Origin of the sequence: Massilia terrae, from assembly GCF_024753145.1 — a bacterium.
GTDB lineage: Bacteria > Pseudomonadota > Gammaproteobacteria > Burkholderiales > Burkholderiaceae_D > Telluria > Telluria terrae.
Genome location: NZ_JANUGU010000001.1, coordinates 947,692 through 964,764 on the forward strand (window position 1 = coordinate 947,692; position 17,073 = coordinate 964,764).

Consider the following 17,073-nt stretch of genomic DNA (forward strand, 5'->3'; position numbering starts at 1 on the left):
GGACAAATCATGATGCGTGCACCGATCCGTATGACCTTGCTTGCCGTGGCCCTGGCCGCCGCGCTGCCGGCGCTGGCCCAGGACTACCCGCAGCCTACCGCGGCCATGCAGGCCATTATCGACAAGGACACCAGCCGCCACTTCGGCGATGCCCCGGTGGACGGCGGCCCCGTTGCAAGCGACCTGTCGCCCGCGATCGAGCCGGCCGCCATCGACAAGGCGCTGCGCAAGGTGGCCGACTGGCAGCTGGCCCGGACCCGGCCATATTTCTCGCTCATCTGGACCGAGAGCGTGACCTACGCCGGCTTCATGGCGGCGTCCGAAGCGACCGGGGACCCCAAGTACCGCGATGCGATGCGCGACATGGCGCGCCAGTTCGAGTTCAAGCTGCGCAACCGGCTGCCCAATGCGGATGACCTGTCGGTCGGCCAGACCTACCTCGAGCTGTACTTCCAGGACAAGCAGCAGTCCGACATCGGCCCGCTGCGCGGCGCGATGGACGAGCTGCTGCCGCTGGATACGCTCAAGCCGAACGATGCGCGCATCCCCTGGTGGTGGTGCGACGCGCTGTTCATGGCGCCGCCGGTCTGGGTCAAGATGTACAAGGCCACCGGCGAGCGAAAGTACCTCGACTACGTGCACCTGAACTGGAAGCGCACCTACGACGCCCTGTACGACAAGGAAGAGCACCTGTACGCGCGCGACGCCGGCTATATCGGCAAGCGCGAGCCCAACGGCCAGAAGATCTTCTGGTCGCGCGGCGAGGGCTGGGTGATGGGCGGCATCGCGCGCATCCTCGACTACGTGCCGCAGGACGATCCGCAGCGCGGCTTCTACATCCAGCAGCTGCGCGAGATGTCGGAGCGGATCGCCGGCCTGCAGGGGCCGGACGGCCTGTGGCACGCCGGGCTGCTCGATCCGAAGACCTATCCGCTGCCTGAAACCTCGGGTTCGGCGCTGTTCGTGTTTGCGATGGCCTACGGCGTCAACCACGGCATCCTGGATGCGGCGCGCTACAAGCCGGTGATCGCCAAGGCGTGGGCGGGACTGCTGCGCAATGTGTATGCGGACGGCCGCCTCGGGAACATCCAGCAGACCGGCGCCGAGCCGGCCTTCTACCGCCCGACCTCGAGCTTCGACTACGGTGTCGGCGGCTTCATGCTGGCGGCGGCGGAACTGAAGCGGATGGCGCAGGGGGCCAAGTGATGAACGGGCGCGCCTTCCGCATGAAGCTCAAGCCGGGCACGGTCGAGGAGTACCGTCGCCGGCACGACGAGATCTGGCCGGAACTGGCGCGCGCCTTGCGCGACGCCGGCGTCTACGATTACTCGATCTTCCTCGACGAGGAGACCCTGCACCTGTTCGCGGTGCTCAAGCTGTGGCCCGACCACAAGCTTGGCGCGCTGCCGGAGCAACCCGTGATGCAGCGCTGGTGGGACTACATGGCCGACCTGATGGAGGTCGAGCCGAGCAAGCGGCCGCGCGAGTGGCCGCTGCAGCAGATGTTCCACCTGCCCTGAGCGGCCCCCGTGCTTACTTGGCCGGATCGAGCAGGCCGCGGTCGCGCAGCCATTCCTCGGCGCGGCGCGGCCACTGCGAGGCGGTGCCAAGACCCTGGCGCATGCCCATGCCGTGGGCGCCGTGTTCGAACAGGTACATCTCGGCCGGCACATGGGCACGTGTGAGCGCCTGGTAGAACATGATGCTGTTCTCGACCGGGACGGTCTTGTCCTCCTGGGTGTGGATCAGCAGCGTCGGCGGGGTATCGGGCTTCACCTGCTTCTCGAGGGACATCAGCTGCACCAGCTCCGGGCTCGGGTTCGCGCCGATCAGCGCGTTGCGCGAGCCCTTGTGGGCATACGGCGGCTCCATCGTGATCACCGGGTACATCAGCACCAGGAAGTCCGGGCGCGCGCTGACCGCGTCGAGCGGCGCGCCGGTGCGGCCGAGTGGGTTGTCGAACAGGGTGCCGGCGCTGGCCGCCAGGTGGCCGCCGGCCGAGCTGCCCATCACGCCGATGCGCTCGGGGCGCACGTGCAGTTCCGCCGCATGGGCGCGCACATAGCGCACCGCGCGCAGCACGTCCTGCAGCGGGGCAGGGTGGCCGAATTCCTTCATCCGGTACTTGAGCACGAAGCTGGTCACGCCGAGGGTGCTGAGCCAGTTGGCGTATTGCTCGCCTTCGCGGTCCGTCGAAAGGCGCACATAACCGCCGCCAGGAGCGATAATCACGGCGGTGCCGTTGGGGTGGTCGACCGCGGGGCCGTACATCGTGATGGTCGGCTCGCTGACGTTTTCGGTGTGGCCCTTCTCGTTGATTTCGGGGCCGGTCTGCTTGGCGCCGGGAACACCTTCGGGCCACAGCGGGATGACGGTAGGTGCGGCATCGGCAGCGGCCACGGTGGCCGCCAGCAGCAGGGCAAGGGCATAACGCTTCATCGAATCTCCAATTTTCTTCACTGATCAAACAGGCACAACATGGTAAAGCTTTCTATGGCAGCCGGGGTATTTGCACTGGCCGCAATCGCGGGCTGCGCAAGCGCGGGGCCGCTGTTCAACGGGCGCGATTTCGACGGCTTCGAGCTGTCCACCGGCACGCCGGCGGCGCTGTCCGATGTCTTCGTCCAGCGTCCCGACGGTGTGATCGCGGTGACCGGCAAACCGTCCGGCTTCCTGGCTTCGCGCGCCACCTACACCAACTACCGGCTGCACGTGGAGTATCGCTGGAGCGGGAAGCCCGGCAACAGTGGCGTCCTGCTGCACATCGCCTCCGGCCCGAAGGATGGCGTGTGGCCGGTGAGCCAGCAGGTGCAGACCAAGCACGGTTTCAACGGCGACCTGCTGCCGATGGCCGGCGCGCGTTTTGCCGAACCGCTGACCACCGCGCCGGGCGCCTACCCGCCGATCAAGGGCCACACGGCGCCCGACAGCGAGAAGCCGGCCGGCGAGTGGAACAGCATCGATGTCGTGTGCCAGGATGGCGCGATCGACGTCAGCATCAACGGCGTGGCGCAGAACCGCGTGACGCGATCCGACCCGGCTTCCGGCCACGTCGGCTTCCAGCTGGAGGGCGCGCCCTACGAGCTGCGCAACGTGACCATCGAGCCGCTGGACTGACATCGGCGGCTACTGGCCGCGCTTGAGCCAGTCCTCCGGGACCGGCACGATGCAAATGTTCATGGTGCGGCCGTCCGCCGACAGCATCGCCGATTCGATCTCGATCGCGGTGCCGTCCGGCTTGAAGGTCGGGTGCGGATGGTCGCCGGCGGTGGTCTTGTGGCCGGTGGTAAGCATCTTCATTTCGTGCGTCTTGCGGTCGATGATGTAGACGCTGCGCGAGAAGTCGTCGCCCACCGCCCAGCGGCCGTCCGGCGAGCCATGCACGTGCCAGAAGCCGCTGCCGGATGGCGTCTGGCCGACGATCTGCATCTGGCGCGTGCGCAGGTTGACGATCGCCAGGCCGCTCGGCTTTTCGCGGGTGCCGGTTGCGCCCCAGCCGTCATCGTGGCCCGGATTGGCGCCTTCCCAGCCGGTGGTCGGTTCCTGCACCGATTGCGGTGCGCCCGGGATCTGGCGGTGGCCGAGGATCGCCATCGCCACTTCATCCCGCGAGATCACCGCTTCGTGCGTGACCCATTCGTACGGCGCTTCCGGGTAGAGCGGGCGCAGGCCGCTGCCGTCTGCGCGCACGGTCCAGGTGCGCTGCGGCGCCTTGCCGCCGGTCTCCCAGCAGAACACGATCTCGCCCGCGTTCCACAGGTTGGCCTGGATATGGCCGACCTGGAACGGGACCGACACCACGTGGCGGATCTCGCCGGTGCGCACGTTCACGCGCGCGATGCCGGCCGGGCCGGCGCCCATGTGGCGTGGACCGAAGGCCGGCTGGAGCTTGGTCCCGGCCGGCAGGTATTTGGCGGCGGCGTCGCGGCCGATGCCGAAGTACAGCCACTCCTCGTCCGCATCGAGCGCGGTATTGCCGTTGGCCTGGAGCTCCGCCGGCAGGGTGCCGGTCACGCGCTGGTAAGCATCCGCTTTCTTGAGCGTGCCCGCGGCGCTGTCGGCGAACAGCTTGGCCAGATCGACTTCGACCACCTGCTGTCCGCTGCCTGCCTGGCGCAGGAAGTACAGCTTCATTGAATGCCGCGCCGCGTTCAGCATGCCGCTGTAGCCGCCTTCGGTGACTTGCACGATGTCGCCGGTTTTCTCGTTGACGGCCATCGCCTCGCCCTGCACCATGTGCGAGCGGAAGATTACCCATTTTCCGTCGGCGGTCCACTGCGGGTGGGTCGGGTAGATCTTGGCGTCGCCGTGCGGCTGGCTGGTGAGGAAGGTCAGCATGGTGCCGGTGACGGGGTCCTTGACGACCTTGCGTTCGGACGGGAATCGCTGGCCGATGCCGGCGTGCGCGCAAGGCGCGGCAAGCACCGCCGCGAGCAGGCAGGCATACCAGGGAGGGCGTATGGACATGATGGTTTTGTCTCCGTTTGTCATGACAAATCGGGCCATTGTCGCGCTACGTGTAGGCATTATCGAATCAATCTGGTGATTCTTTCGGACGAGGGGAGACCGGTGTGATTTTGCTCGCATAGAATCTGCTCATCCTGACCACGATGATGATCACCATGCGCTTCCCAACCATCCACGCGCTTGCCGCCTTGCTGTTCGCCTCCGCGCTGTCGGCGCAGGCGCAGCAGCCGCTGCCTCCCGCTGTCAATACCGATCCCGCGCGCGCCCAGGTGGTGCTGCCGGAACCGGCCAACCCGGCGCTGCCTTCGCTGATCCTGATCGGCGATTCCACGGTCCGCAACGGCCGCGACGACGGCCAGAACAAAGGCCCTGCCGGCCAGTGGGGCTGGGGCCACCTGATCGCGCAGAGCTTCGATCCGAACAAGGTGAACGTGGTGAACCGCGCAGTGGGCGGACTGTCCAGCCGCACCTACCTCACCAGCGGCCACTGGGCGCGTACGCTGGCTTTCGTGAGGCCGGGCGACGTGGTGATCATGCAGTTCGGGCACAACGATGCGGCGCCGCTGAACGACGACAAGCGTGCGCGCGGCACCATCAAGGGTGTGGGCGAGGAGAGCCAGGAAATCGACAACATGCTCACCCACCAGCACGAGGTAGTGCACAGCTACGGCTGGTACCTGCGCAAATTCGTCGCCGACATTCGTGCCAAGGGCGCCACGCCGGTCATCTGCTCGCTGATCCCGCGCAAGGCCTGGGACGAGCAGGGCAAGATTCGCCGCAACAGGAACGACTACGCCGGCTGGGCCGGACAGGTGGCGCAGCAAGAGCATGTGGGCTTCATCGACCTGAACGAAATGACCGCCGCGCGCTACGACCAGATGGGCCACGACGCGGTGATGGGGATGTTCCCGCTGACGAATCCGGACGAACACGTGCACACCAACTGGGCCGGCGCCGAGCTGAATGCGCAGATGGTGGTGCAGGGCCTGAGGCAGCTGGGCGACAAGCGCGTTCTCGCCTGGCTCAAGCCAGCCGAGGACGACCGGCCGGTGCTGGATGCGAAAACGGTGCGCGAAGAGCGTCCGCTCGATCCTTCGCTGCCGACGCTGTTCCTGGTTGGCGACTCGACCGTGAAGAGCGGTGGCTTCAAGGGGGCGATCGGCTGGGGCGAGCGTATCGGGCCGAACTTCGACAGCCGCAAGATCAACGTCGTCAACGCCGCCATCGGCGGGCGCAGCAGCCGCACCTACCTCAACGAAGGCCGCTGGGACAAAGTGCTGTCGCAGATGAAGAAGGGCGATTTCGTCATCATCCAGTTCGGCCACAATGACGGCGGCAAGATTGGCGACCCGGCCATGAAAGGCCGCGCATCGGGTCCGGGCACCGGTCCCGAAACCGTCGAGGACACCCGGCCGGATGGCGCAAAGGAGCAGGTGCACACCTTCGGCTGGTACATGGCCCGCTACGTGGCCGATGCCCGCGCGAAGGGCGTGACCGTGATCGTCGCTTCGCCGGTGCCGCACCGCGACCGCTGGGAACAGGCGCGCGACTTCGGCAATTTTGCCGAGTGGGACAAGCAGGTGGCCGATGCCGGCGGCGCGCTGTTCATGGACCTGACGATGGTGGTCACCGACGGCTATCGCAAGATCGGCGCGGACAAGGTCAATACCTTCTTCGCCGACGCGCGCACCCATACCAACCAGGAGGGCGCGGATTTCACCGCCGCGCGCGTGGTCGCGGGATTGCATGCCTTGCCGGGTGATCCGCTCGGTCCGTACTTTGCTCAGGTGGCCAAATGAAATCGATGAAGCTTGCCGCGGCCTGCGGCGCCATTTTCCTCATGGCGGCCAGCGCCGTTGTCGCCGCCCCCGCCGATGTAACGGTCAACTGGGTCGGCAATGCGCCGGCCATCGACACCGGCGTGAGCTGGGGCGTGCCCTGGCCGCAAGCTACGGTGCAGAAGGACCAATCCTTCGCGCTGAAAGGCCCTGACGGCAAGGCATTGCCGCTGCAGACCTGGCCGCTGGCTTATTGGCCGGATGGCTCGCTCAAATTCAGCGGCTTCGCTACCGTTGCGCACGGTGCTGGCCAGTATGTGATCTCGGCCGGCGCCGGCGCGGCGCCTGCGCAAGCGGTCGCGGTGCGGCGCGCCGACGGCTACATCGACGTCAGCACCGGCGTGTCGACGGTTCGCATCGGCACGCGCGGCGCCGACCTGGTCCAGTCGATCACTATCGATGGGCGCGAGGTGGCGAAGAATGGACGCCTGGTCGGCCTGGTGCAGCAGGGGCCGGACCCGGACGATCACTTGGCCGTCCCGCAGCGCGCCGCGTTTGCATCGAAGATCGAAAAGGTCACGGTCGAGCAGTCCGGCCCGGTGCGCGCGGTGATCAAGATCGAGGGCAAGAACAAGCTGGTCAAGAGCGGCCGCGAATGGCTGCCGTTCTCGGTACGCCTGTACTTCTATGCGGGCGAAAGCGCAATCCATGTGGTCCACACCTTCGTCTTCGACGGCGACCAGCGCAAGGACTTCATCCGCGGCCTGGGCCTGCGATTCACGGTGCCGATGCGCGAGGAAGTGTACAACCGCGACGTGGCCTTCAGCGGCCAGGACGGCGGCCTGTGGATGGAATCGCTGCAGCCGGGCGACTTGAACGCCGATCCGCGCCAGGTGGCCGGGCAGAAAATCGACGGCGGCCGCTTCTACGGCGTGAAGGACAAGGAGCAGCTGGCCATCTGGAGCGACTACAAGCTCACCCAGCCGACGCCGGACGGCTTCGATATCGTCAAGCGCACCAATGCCGACAGCACCTGGATCTTCTCGGATGCGGGCAAGCGTTCGTCCGGGCTGGCCTTCGCCGGCGACGTGTCGGGCGGCCTGGCGGTCGGCGTCAAGGATTTCTGGCAAAGCTTCCCGGCCGGATTCGAAGTGCGCGGCGCGGCCGGCAATGCCGCCGAGTTGACCGCCTGGCTGTGGTCCCCGGACGCACCGGCGATGGACATGCGCCACTACGACACCCGCGCTCACGGCCTCGGCGCAACTTACGAGGACGTGCAAAAGGGGATGTCGGTGGCTTACGGCGTCGCCAAGACCAGCGAGTTCACGCTGTATCCGACCGCCGCAGTGCCGGCGCGGTCGCAACTGGCCGCGATGGCCAAGGCCGGCGCCGCGCGCGCGCTGCTCGCCGCCAGCCCGGCCTACATCCACTCGGCCAAGGTGTTTGGCGTGTGGGATCCGGTGAACCGTTCGACGCCGGCGCGCGCCGCCGTCGAGGATAAGCTCGATTCGGTGCTGTCCTTCTACAAGCAGCAGCAGGATGACCGCCACTGGTACGGATTCTGGACCTACGGCGACTACATCCACAGCTATAACTTCCGCCGCCACGTGTGGAACTACGACCATGGCGGCTACGCCTGGGACAACACGGAACTGGGCACGGTGTTGTGGATGTGGACCAGCTACCTGCGCAGCGGCCGCGCCGACCTGTTCCGCATGGCCGAGGCGCTGGCCCGCAATACCAGCGAGACCAACGTCTATCACATGGGACCGATGATGGGACTGGGCTCGCGCCACAACGTGGTGAAGTGGGGCGACGGCTCGAAGGAAGGCCGCATCAGCCAGGCCGCACACTGGCGTCCGTTCTACTACCTGACCACCGACGAGCGCATCGGTGACGTCATGCGCGAGCAGCTGCAGGCCGATAAGGCGATGATCAAGTACGACCCGATGCGCCTGGCGCAGCCGGTGCTGCCGCAGGATCCGAAGTATCCGGGGCGGATCCGCATCGGCCCCGACTGGTACGTCCTGGCCGGGAACTGGATGACCGAGTGGGAGCGCAGCGGCGACAGCAAATGGCGCGACCGCATCAATGCCGGCGTCGACTCGATCCTGCAGATGCCGTACTGGCTGCGTTCGGGCGTGCACAATGGCCTGAACCCGGACCTGGGCGGGAACAAGATCGGCCCGCTGAAAGGGCGCGGCAGCATGACGGTCGGCTATGACCCGGCCACCGGCAAGCTGCTGCCGATTCCCGATCCGATCGAACACGCTCAGGTGCCGGTGCTGTACAACCTGTCGACCATCCAGGGCGGGGCCGAGGTGATGTTCGAGCTGGTGCCGCTGTTGGGCCGCAAGGACTTCGCCACCGCCTGGCTGCAGTACGCGCGGCTCGGCGAGGCGCCGGGCGACGTACTTTTGAAGGACAAGGCCACCGGCACCGAAGGCGCGGACGGGTCGTACGTGGAGAAGGCGCAAGGCGGACCGCGCCTCGCTGCCTATGCTTACTCGCAGACGAAGAATCCGGCCTTTGCCAAGCCAGCGATCGACAACCTGGTGCGCTGGCGTGGCGCCGTTCCGCGTCAGCTGGCCGGCCCGGACGTGCTGGCGCCGACCAGCGAAGCCTTTGGCGTGTCGACCAACGATTCTGCCCAGAGCGGGCTGACGGTCATCGAAACGCTGTCGCTGCTGGGCGACGCGCTACCGCAGGAGCTGCCGCCAACGCCGCCGATGCCCGAGCGCGGCGCGGGCCAGCGCGGCAAACAGTAGGAGGAAGGGAATGCTGCTCGAAATGATGGCCGCGGCCGCCGTCGCGCAAGCTGCCTGCACCGACTGGGGCCAGCGCGGCCAGCTCGTATGGGAAGACGATTTCAGCGGGCCGCTCAAGGGCTATGTGCTGGAATACGCGAAAACGCCCGGCAACGTGATCGAGGACCGCGACGGCCGGCTGGTGATGGACGTCGATTCCGGCGCCACGGTGTGGCTCGACAAGCCGCTGTCCGGCAACCTCTTGATCACTTACACGCGCCGAGTGGAAGTGGGCGGGGGCAAGCACGACCGCCTGTCCGACTTCAACCACTTCTGGATGGCGCGCGATCCGCGCAACGCCAACCTGTTCACGCGCAGCGGCAAGTTCGAGGACTACGACGACATCGACATGTACTACGTCGGCTTCGGCGGGAACACCAACAAGACCACGCGATTTCGCCGCTACGGCGACGGCCAGCGCGTGGTCATCGGTGAATACCTGGATGCCGCGCACCTGCTCAAGCCGAACCGCGACTACCAGGTCGAGATCGCTGTGTACAACGGTTGCACGCGCATGCTGGTCGACGGCCAGGAATACTTTTCGTACCGCGATCCGAAGCCGCTCACCAGCGGATATTTCGGCTTTCGCACCACGTGGTCGCGCCAGACCATCGACAACCTGAGGATCTACCAGCTCAAATGAACATGAATCCCACGACCCTGCGCAGCGCGCTGCTCGGCGCCTTGCTTCCCCTGGCCCTGCAGGCATCGGCCCAGCAGGCGCCGGCCGCGCAAGAAAAAGGCCCGGCCGCCGGCGACGCGATGCTGCACGCGCTCACGGTCACCTATCCGACGCCGTACAAGGCAATGGATGCGGCCGAAGTGAAGGCAGTGCTGGACCGCGTGTTCGGCTACCTCGACCGCGTGACGCCGGCGGAGGTCATCAACAAGACCACCGGCGCGCCGGTCGCGGACCTGTCGCGGCCCGATCCGGAAGCGGTGCTCAAGCCAGGCGACTTTCGCCTGACCAGCTACGAGTGGGGCGTAACCTACAGCGGCATGCTGGCCGCCGGCGCCGCCACTGGCGATCGCCGCTATACGGACTACGCCGTCAAGCGCCACCAGATGCTGGCCCAGCTGACCAAGACCTACTATCCGACGGTGCACGCGGACCCGCAGCATTCTGCCGCGCCGATCAAGAGCTTCCTGAATCCGCACGCGCTGGACGATGCCGGCGCCCTGTGCCACAGCTTCCTTAGGGCGAAGCTGGCCGGTTCCCCGGTCGACTACACGCAGATGATTTCGATCTGCGGCGACTTCGTCACGAAGAAGGAGTACCGCCTCAAGGACGGCACCCTGGCGCGCGGCGGTCCGGACGGCAAGGGTGGCTTCAAGATGCGTCCTCTGCAAAACACGCTCTGGCTGGACGATATGTTCATGGGCGTGCCGACCATGGCCTACCTGGGCAAGACGACCGGCGACCATCGCTACTACGACGACGCGGCGCGCCAGGTGCTGCAGTTCTCGAAGCGCATGTTCAATCCGAAGCTCGGCATCTACATGCACGGCTACGTCGAAGGATTGCGCGACCACCCCGAATTCCACTGGGCGCGCGCCAATGGCTGGGCGGTGATGTCGATGGTCGAGGTGCTGGAAGTGCTGCCGAAGGACCACAAGGATTACAAAGCCGTGTTGGAACAGCTGCGTGCACACATCAAGGGACTGGCGTCCTACCAGACCAAGGAAGGCTTCTGGCACCAGCTGATCGACCGCCCCGATACCTACCAGGAGACTTCCGCCACTGCGATTTACACCTACGCGATCGCGCGCGCCGTCAACCGCGGCTACGTCGATGCGAAGATGTATGGCCCGATGGCCAACCTGGCATGGGACGCGGTGGCGAGCAAGGTGACGGACAAAGGCCAGATCGAAGGCATCTGCGTCGGCACGGGCATGGCATTTGACCCGGCCTTCTATTCCTACCGCCCGACCAGCGTGCTGGCCGCGCACGGCTACGGCCCGACGCTGCTGGCCGGCGCCGAGATCATCGAGATGAACAAGAAATTCAGGTTCGGCCTGAACGACAGCGCCCTGATGTACCAGGGTCAATAATATAAACAACGGAGACAGGATGAAACTCAAGACAATCGCCGCGCTGGTGCTGGCATCGGTGTGCGTGCATGCCGCGTTCGCGCAGGAGGTGCTCGAAACCGGCTCGCGCAAGCCCATGCCCGCCGAGTGGATCGACAAGGACACCGGGCACCGCGTGATGCGACTGTCGGGCGTGGACGGCCACCCGATCAGCAACTGGTACTTCCACAATAATCCCTTCATCCAGCAGTTGCACGATGAGGGAGACAAGATGGTGTTCCAGGACCGCGCCGGCGGCGATGCGCAGATTTTTACGCTCAACCTCAGGACGCACAAGGTCGAGCAGGTGACCAATGAGCCGGGCCAGAAACGCGTGCTGCCGATGATCGCGCGGAAGACCCGCGAGGTGCTGTGGCAGGCCGGCGATACGATCTACGCGACCAGCGTCGATACGCACGCAACGCGCAAGCTGTACACATTCCCGGCAGGTAAACGTGGCGGCCTCGCGACCATCAACGCGGACGGCACCATGTTTGCGGGCAGCTATGCGGCGCCGGAACAGATGGAAATCAACCGCAAGTACCCGAAGAAGAGCGACTACTTCAACCGCATCTACGACGCGCACCTGCTCAACTCGATCTTCACCATCAATATCGCGACCGGTGAATTCAAGGTGGTCCACGAGGAGAACAACTGGCTCGGCCACATCCAGTTCTCGCCGACCGATCCGGATGTCCTGATGTTCTGCCACGAAGGCCCGTGGCATAAGGTGGACCGCATATGGCGATACAACATCAAGGACCAGAGCACGACGCTGATGCACAAGCGGACCATGGATATGGAGATCGCCGGGCACGAAGGCTTTTCGCCGGACGGTAAGTCGATCTGGTTCGACCTGCAGCGCCCGCGCGGCGAGAAGTTCTATTTCGCTGGCGCCGATGTGAAGGACGGGCATGAGATCGCAAGCTACGAGCTGGCCCGTGACGAGTGGTCGATCCACTACGCGGTCGCGCCGGGAGAGAAGATGTTCGCGGGCGACGGCGGCGATCCGACCCAGGTGGCGAAGGCGCCGAACGGGATGTTCATCTATGCGTTCTACCCGGAAGGGAACCGGTTCCGGTCTGAGAAGCTGGTGAACATGAAGGCGCACGGGTATCGCGACCTGGAGCCGAATGTGCACTTTACGCCGGATGGGAAGTGGGTTGTCTTTGGCGGCACCTTCGAAGGACGCCACGAGACCTACGCGGTCGAAATCGCGAAAGCCAAGACCAAATAGCTAACCGCGAAACCGCCGTCCCGGCGCAGGCCGGGACCCATGGAACGCTTGCGCAGTCGCACGGAAATCGGCGCCGCAGGCGACGCCATCTCAGCATGAATCCCGGCCTGCGCCGGGGCGACGGATTCTATTTTGCGGTTAAAGAGTCAAGCAGTGCCGTCGGCACCGCAATCGCCGTCCCATGCCGCATCCGCAGCGGCGTGCCTTCATCCGGAAAGCTCATCTTCGCCGTCACATCCTCCCAGTGCGCCAGGTCGCGCGAGCGCAGCGCGCCGTAGTGCTTGGCCGTGTACGCGTCGTAGTAGACGATGACATCCCCACCCACCTGCAGCGCCGTCGGCCCTTCGGTCCACAGCCCCGGCGGGGTGATCGGTGCACTCAGTTTCCCGAACGGCCCGTGCAGGTCATCGGCGCGCGCCAGTTGCAGGTATTTGTGCGCCGGCGTGCGCGTCTCGTCCTTCACCAGCAGGTAGTCGCCACCGGTGGTGCGCATGAAGGTCGCATCGATCACCGAGAAACCCGGGTCATAGAACAGGGCGGTCGGCGTGAAGTGCTCGAAGTCCTTTGTGGTCGTGGCGTAGATGCGGTGGTTGTACTTGCCATCTCCCGACTTGTCGGTATCCGGGAAGCGGCCCGGGATCGTGGACGACCAGAAGATCAGGTATTCGCCGCGCCGTTCGTCGTACACGATCTCCGGCGCCCAAGCGTTCAACGTCCCCGGTTCACCCGCCATCACCGGCAGCGTCTTCTGCGCCGACCAGTGCACCAGGTCTTTCGAGGATGCGTAGCCGATCGTGTTCTCGGTCCAGCCGGTGGTCCAGACCAGGTGGAAGGTGCCGTCCGGTCCGCGCAGGATGCACGGGTCGCGCATCAGGTGAGCGCTGCCGGCCTGCGGCTTGAGGTAGCTGGTGCCGGCTCCCAGTTTGGTCCAGTGGTAGCCGTCACGGCTGCCCGCGAGGTGCAGACCGTCCTCTCCGTTCTTGACGAAGTAGGCGAACAGGTAGGCGTCGCCGGCCGGCGCCGGCTGGATGCTGGCGCAGCCTGCAAGCAGCGCCGCCGCGAGCGCCAGCGCGGCGCGCCGCTTCATTTATGGTCCTCGTCGCCCAGCGGACGGTCGGCCTTGGGCGTCGGGCTCGGCGGGACGTGGAAGGACGCCACCGGATCCGGACGCGCCGGGTCGAACGCGAAGCCATCGACCACAAAGGCGGCTGCGGGCAGCTTCGCCTCCTGCATGCCGGTGACCACCAGCTTGGCCAGCTCGTAGCTGCCGTAGTTGTCGTGGTGGGTGTTGTCGAGATGACCCGGCGTCGGCTCCGCGAAAGCCGCTTTCGAGCCCTCGGGGCCAAGCGCCTCGTACAGCACCTTGCTCTTCGCGTTCAGGTCGATGAAAGGCACGCCCAGCTCCTGCGCCGACTGGCGCGCCGCCTCCGCGTATTCGGCCAGCGAGGGGATCACCTTGCCCTGTGCGTCGAAGCCACGGCGCTCCATCGGCGACACGATCACCGGCAGGCCGCCGTGCGCGCGCACAGCGTCGACGTGGGTCTTGATCTCGGCCTTGTAGGTGGTGAAGGGGCCGCCTTTGCCGGCCTTGATCTGCTTCTGGTCGTTGTGCCCGAATTGCATCAGCAGGGTGTCGCCCGGCTTCATCACGCTCAGGATCTTGTCGAGCCGGCGACGGCCGATCGAGTCGCGGTAGGTCTCGCCGGACTCGCCGTGGTTGGCCACCGCGATGCCGGGCTTGAGGAAGCGCGGCAGCATCTGGCCCCAGCTGTTGTATGGCTCGCCAGGCTGGTCGCACACGGTCGAATCGCCCAGCAGGAACAAGGTCGGCGTCTTGACCGGAACGACTTCGATCGAACGCACGGCCGGGTGCTGGCCGTTGAATTCCAGCGTCAGCCGCTGGTCCCAGGCCCAGGCTTCCTTGACGGTTTCACGCGGCGTCTTCAGTTTCACTTCGCCGGCGGCGATGTGGTCCACTGCCCCAATCTGCGGAGTGCGCAGGTTGACGGTGAAGGTGCGCGTCACCGATTGCCCTGCCGCGGTTGCGACATTCTCCAGCATCAGGCGGCGCAGCTCGGCCTTGACCGTGGTAAGCGCCGGCTCCTTGTCGTCGCCCAGTGTCACGGTGACGTTGTAGTTGCCCTCGGGGAGGGCGACGGAAAAGTAGAACGGGCCGCCGGGCTTTTCGCCGGGTTCGAATCCGTAGCCGCGTTCCGCACTATAGGTCTCGGCAGGCTGCACCACCGTGTAGCCGGCGGGCGCGTGCGCCTTGTCGAAGGCGAGGCGGTAGCTGTCGGCGGCGTGCGCGGACAGCGCGAAGGCCGCCAGCACGGCGGCGGCGAGGGTTTGTCGTACAGGGTGCATCGGCATCCTCATTTTGCGATGGTGTCGAGAGTCAGGCTGCCCGCAGCCAGGCCGGTGCCGGATGCCTGGATGGTGATCTTGCCTCCGGCCGCGGCAGCCTTCACTACGGCCGCGCACAGGCCATTGGCGGCCACGCAGCGATTGGTCAGGTAGGGCTCGTGGCTGGTGAAGCTGCCGTTGTCGACGGCGGCGAGCACGCCTTTGCCTCCGACCGTGAAGGTGATCGGCGTGATCGCCTGCGGCACCGTGACGCCGTCGGCATCCACCACGCGCGCCGTCACATAGGCGGCGTCGTCGAAGGTCGGCGCCAGCGCCGGTTTGGTCGAGGACAGCTCGATCTTCGCGGGCGCGCCGGCGGTCCTGAGTTCCTCCGTGGCGACCACCTGGCCGTGATTGCGCGCGACCGCGCGCAGCACGCCGCGCGCAAAGGTGGTTTTCCATTGGCGTGGGCTGTCGTCGGCCGGCTTGGCTTTCGTTCCCAGCGACTGGCCATTGAGGAACAGCTCGACCTCGTCGGCGTTGCTATACACCTCAAGGCGTGCATCGTCGTAGCCGTCGATGTCATTCGGCGTCCAGTCGGCCACCAGCGCGCCGGCGCCGCCATTGTCCGCGTGGCGGAGAACGTGGACCATCGGTTTTTCGGACCACCAGCTCTGGCGCTGCATGCCGCGCGGATGCCAGTTGCCGATGCGGTCGAACAGGCCCTTGTCGAAGCTGATGGCCGGCCAGTCTGCCTCGCCGAGGTAGTCGAAGCCAATCCAGATGAACTGGCCCGCCATGAATGGGTTGTCGCGCATCGCCAGCCAGGCCGGCAGCAGGTGCGCGTTCTCGGTGCCGATCACCTTCCACTGCGGGTGCGCCTTGTGTGCGGCGACCAGTTCGTCCTCGCGGTAGTTCTGGCCGACGATGTCCATCATGTCGGCGAAGCCGTTCAGGTAGACCTTCGAATTCGCGGGGCGGAACAGCGCCATCGTCACCGGACGGCCTGGGTCGAGCTGGTGGATCAGGTCCTGCTGCTGCTTGTACTTCTTGAAGCCTTCCGGGCTGTCCAGGTCATCGTGGATCTCGTTGCCGACGCTGTACAGGATGATGCTCGGGTGGTTGCGGTCGCGGATCACCATCGAGCGGGTGTCGGTGGCCCACCAGTCCGACCAGAAGCGGTTGTAGCCCTGTTCGCCGTGCTGCTTGGCCGCGGTCCAGGTGTCGAATGTCTCGTCCATGACCAGGAAGCCCATGCGGTCGGCCAGGTCGAGCACTTCCGGCGCGACCGGATTGTGCGAGGTGCGCAGCGCGTTGACGCCGGCCTCCTTCAGGCGCTGGAAACGGTATTCCCAGATCGCCAGCGGCACGGCGGCGCCCAGTGCGCCGGCGTCGTGGTGGATGCAGGCGCCCTTGATCTTCAGGTTCACGCCGTTGAGCCAGAAGCCGGTGTCGGCCTCGAACTTCGCTTCGCGGATGCCGAAGTTGTTGACCTGCTCGTCGAGCACCGTGTCGCCGTTCCTGATGACGGTGACGGCCTTGTACAGCTTCGGCTGGTCGATCGACCAACGCGCGGGCGACGCGACATCACCGGTTTGGGTCGCGGTCGCGGACTTGCCCGGCTCGACGTGCTGTTGCGATTCGATGGTGCTGACGGCCTTGCCCTCGGGGTCGTACACCGTGGTGACCACCGAGTAGTCGCCTGCCGCGCGCGAGTCGTTCCTGATGTCCGCCGCGATGCGCACGCTGGCATTGGCGGCGCCGGCCTGCGGGGTCGTCACGTACACGCCTTCTTCGCCGAAGTGGACCGGCGCGGTGCTCACCAGGCGCACGTGGCGGTAGATGCCGGCGCCAGTGTAGTAGCGCGATGCGGGTTGCACGCTATTGTCGGCGCGGACCGCGATGACGTTGAGCTGGCCTTTGCCGAATTTGAGGTAAGGCGTGAGGTCGTAGGTGAAGCTGGCGTAGCCGTAGGGGCGCTTGCCCAGCAGGTGCCCGTTGACCCAGACCTCGCTGTTGGCCATCACCCCGTCGAATTCCACGCGCACGCGGCGCCCGGCCTCGTCCTGCGGCAGCGTGAACTGCTTGCGGTACCAGCCTACGCCGGCCGGCAGGTAGCCGCCGCCGCGGCCGGTCGGGTTGGCCTGGTCGTAGGGGCCTTCGATGCTCCAGTCGTGCGGCACCGACAAGGCGCGCCACGACGCGTCCTTGAATCCCGGCTGCTCGGCGCCCTTGGCATCGGCTTTCAGGAAGCGCCAGCCGGCGTCGAAAGAAGTGGTGACGCGGCCGGTGGCGGCGAACGCGGGGCTGCAGGCCGTCAGGACCGCAAGGGCGATGGTGGCGTAGCGAAGCATTGGTATCCTATGGTGGT

At 66.1% G+C, this 17,073-nt stretch carries 13 protein-coding genes; 8 read left to right on the forward strand and 5 right to left on the reverse strand.

What is annotated here, in order from left to right:
* The first annotated feature begins 9 nt into the window (after positions 1-9).
* Positions 10-1,206 carry a glycoside hydrolase family 88/105 protein gene (locus NX778_RS04075; protein WP_258810391.1) on the forward strand — a complete coding sequence of 399 codons (1,197 nt, stop codon included), beginning with the start codon at positions 10-12 and terminating at the stop codon, positions 1,204-1,206.
* A complete protein-coding gene (locus NX778_RS04080) occupies positions 1,206-1,520 on the forward strand; it encodes an L-rhamnose mutarotase (protein ID WP_258810392.1) in 315 nt (104 codons plus the stop codon). The genes NX778_RS04075 and NX778_RS04080 overlap by 1 nt, the downstream gene beginning before the upstream one ends.
* 13 nt (positions 1,521-1,533) lie before the next feature.
* On the opposite strand, the gene NX778_RS04085 is transcribed toward NX778_RS04080, so the two are convergent.
* Complete coding sequence (locus NX778_RS04085; RefSeq protein ID WP_258810393.1) at positions 1,534-2,439, reverse strand: alpha/beta hydrolase; 906 nt, start codon at positions 2,437-2,439, stop codon at positions 1,534-1,536.
* A gap of 39 nt (positions 2,440-2,478) precedes the next feature.
* On the opposite strand from NX778_RS04085, the gene NX778_RS04090 reads away from it, so the two are divergent.
* Positions 2,479-3,117, forward strand: a complete 639-nt coding sequence (locus NX778_RS04090; protein ID WP_258810394.1) for a 3-keto-disaccharide hydrolase — start codon at positions 2,479-2,481, stop codon at positions 3,115-3,117.
* Positions 3,118-3,126: 9 nt separating this feature from the next.
* On the opposite strand, the gene NX778_RS04095 is transcribed toward NX778_RS04090, so the two are convergent.
* Positions 3,127-4,467, reverse strand: coding sequence for a TolB-like translocation protein (locus NX778_RS04095; RefSeq protein WP_258810395.1), 1,341 nt, complete (start codon positions 4,465-4,467; stop codon positions 3,127-3,129).
* Positions 4,468-4,622: 155 nt separating this feature from the next.
* Between NX778_RS04095 and NX778_RS04100 the strand changes: the two genes are divergently transcribed.
* From NX778_RS04100 to NX778_RS04120, 5 genes are read left to right on the forward strand one after another with little or no spacing between them, the layout of a single operon-like run.
* The gene (locus NX778_RS04100) at positions 4,623-6,266 is read left to right on the forward strand and encodes a rhamnogalacturonan acetylesterase (RefSeq protein WP_258810396.1); all 1,644 of its coding nucleotides are present in this window, start codon (positions 4,623-4,625) and stop codon (positions 6,264-6,266) included.
* The gene (locus tag NX778_RS04105; protein WP_258810397.1) at positions 6,263-9,013 is read left to right on the forward strand and encodes an exo-rhamnogalacturonan lyase family protein; all 2,751 of its coding nucleotides are present in this window, start codon (positions 6,263-6,265) and stop codon (positions 9,011-9,013) included. The genes NX778_RS04100 and NX778_RS04105 overlap by 4 nt, the downstream gene beginning before the upstream one ends.
* Positions 9,014-9,023: 10 nt before the next feature.
* Positions 9,024-9,695, forward strand: a complete 672-nt coding sequence (locus NX778_RS04110) for a DUF6250 domain-containing protein (RefSeq protein ID WP_258810398.1) — start codon at positions 9,024-9,026, stop codon at positions 9,693-9,695.
* Positions 9,692-11,104: a glycoside hydrolase family 88/105 protein gene (locus NX778_RS04115; protein WP_258810399.1), complete on the forward strand. Its 1,413-nt coding sequence runs from the start codon at positions 9,692-9,694 to the stop codon at positions 11,102-11,104. Before NX778_RS04110 ends, NX778_RS04115 begins: the two co-directional genes overlap by 4 nt.
* A 19-nt stretch (positions 11,105-11,123) precedes the next feature.
* On the forward strand, positions 11,124-12,359 hold the full coding sequence (locus NX778_RS04120) for an oligogalacturonate lyase family protein (RefSeq protein WP_258810400.1): 1,236 nt from the start codon (positions 11,124-11,126) through the stop codon (positions 12,357-12,359).
* A 127-nt stretch (positions 12,360-12,486) separates the two neighbouring features.
* Here NX778_RS04120 and NX778_RS04125 read toward each other — a convergent pair whose 3' ends face one another.
* The 3 genes from NX778_RS04125 to NX778_RS04135 are packed head-to-tail and all read right to left on the reverse strand — an operon-like array spanning position 12,487 to position 17,056.
* Positions 12,487-13,446, reverse strand: coding sequence for a glycoside hydrolase family 43 protein (locus tag NX778_RS04125; RefSeq protein WP_258810401.1), 960 nt, complete (start codon positions 13,444-13,446; stop codon positions 12,487-12,489).
* A complete protein-coding gene (locus tag NX778_RS04130; protein WP_258810402.1) occupies positions 13,443-14,723 on the reverse strand; it encodes a rhamnogalacturonan acetylesterase in 1,281 nt (426 codons plus the stop codon). The genes NX778_RS04125 and NX778_RS04130 overlap by 4 nt, the downstream gene beginning before the upstream one ends.
* Positions 14,724-14,731: 8 nt before the next feature.
* Positions 14,732-17,056, reverse strand: coding sequence for a glycoside hydrolase family 2 TIM barrel-domain containing protein (locus NX778_RS04135; RefSeq protein WP_258810403.1), 2,325 nt, complete (start codon positions 17,054-17,056; stop codon positions 14,732-14,734).
* Between the last annotated feature and the right edge of the window lie 17 nt (positions 17,057-17,073).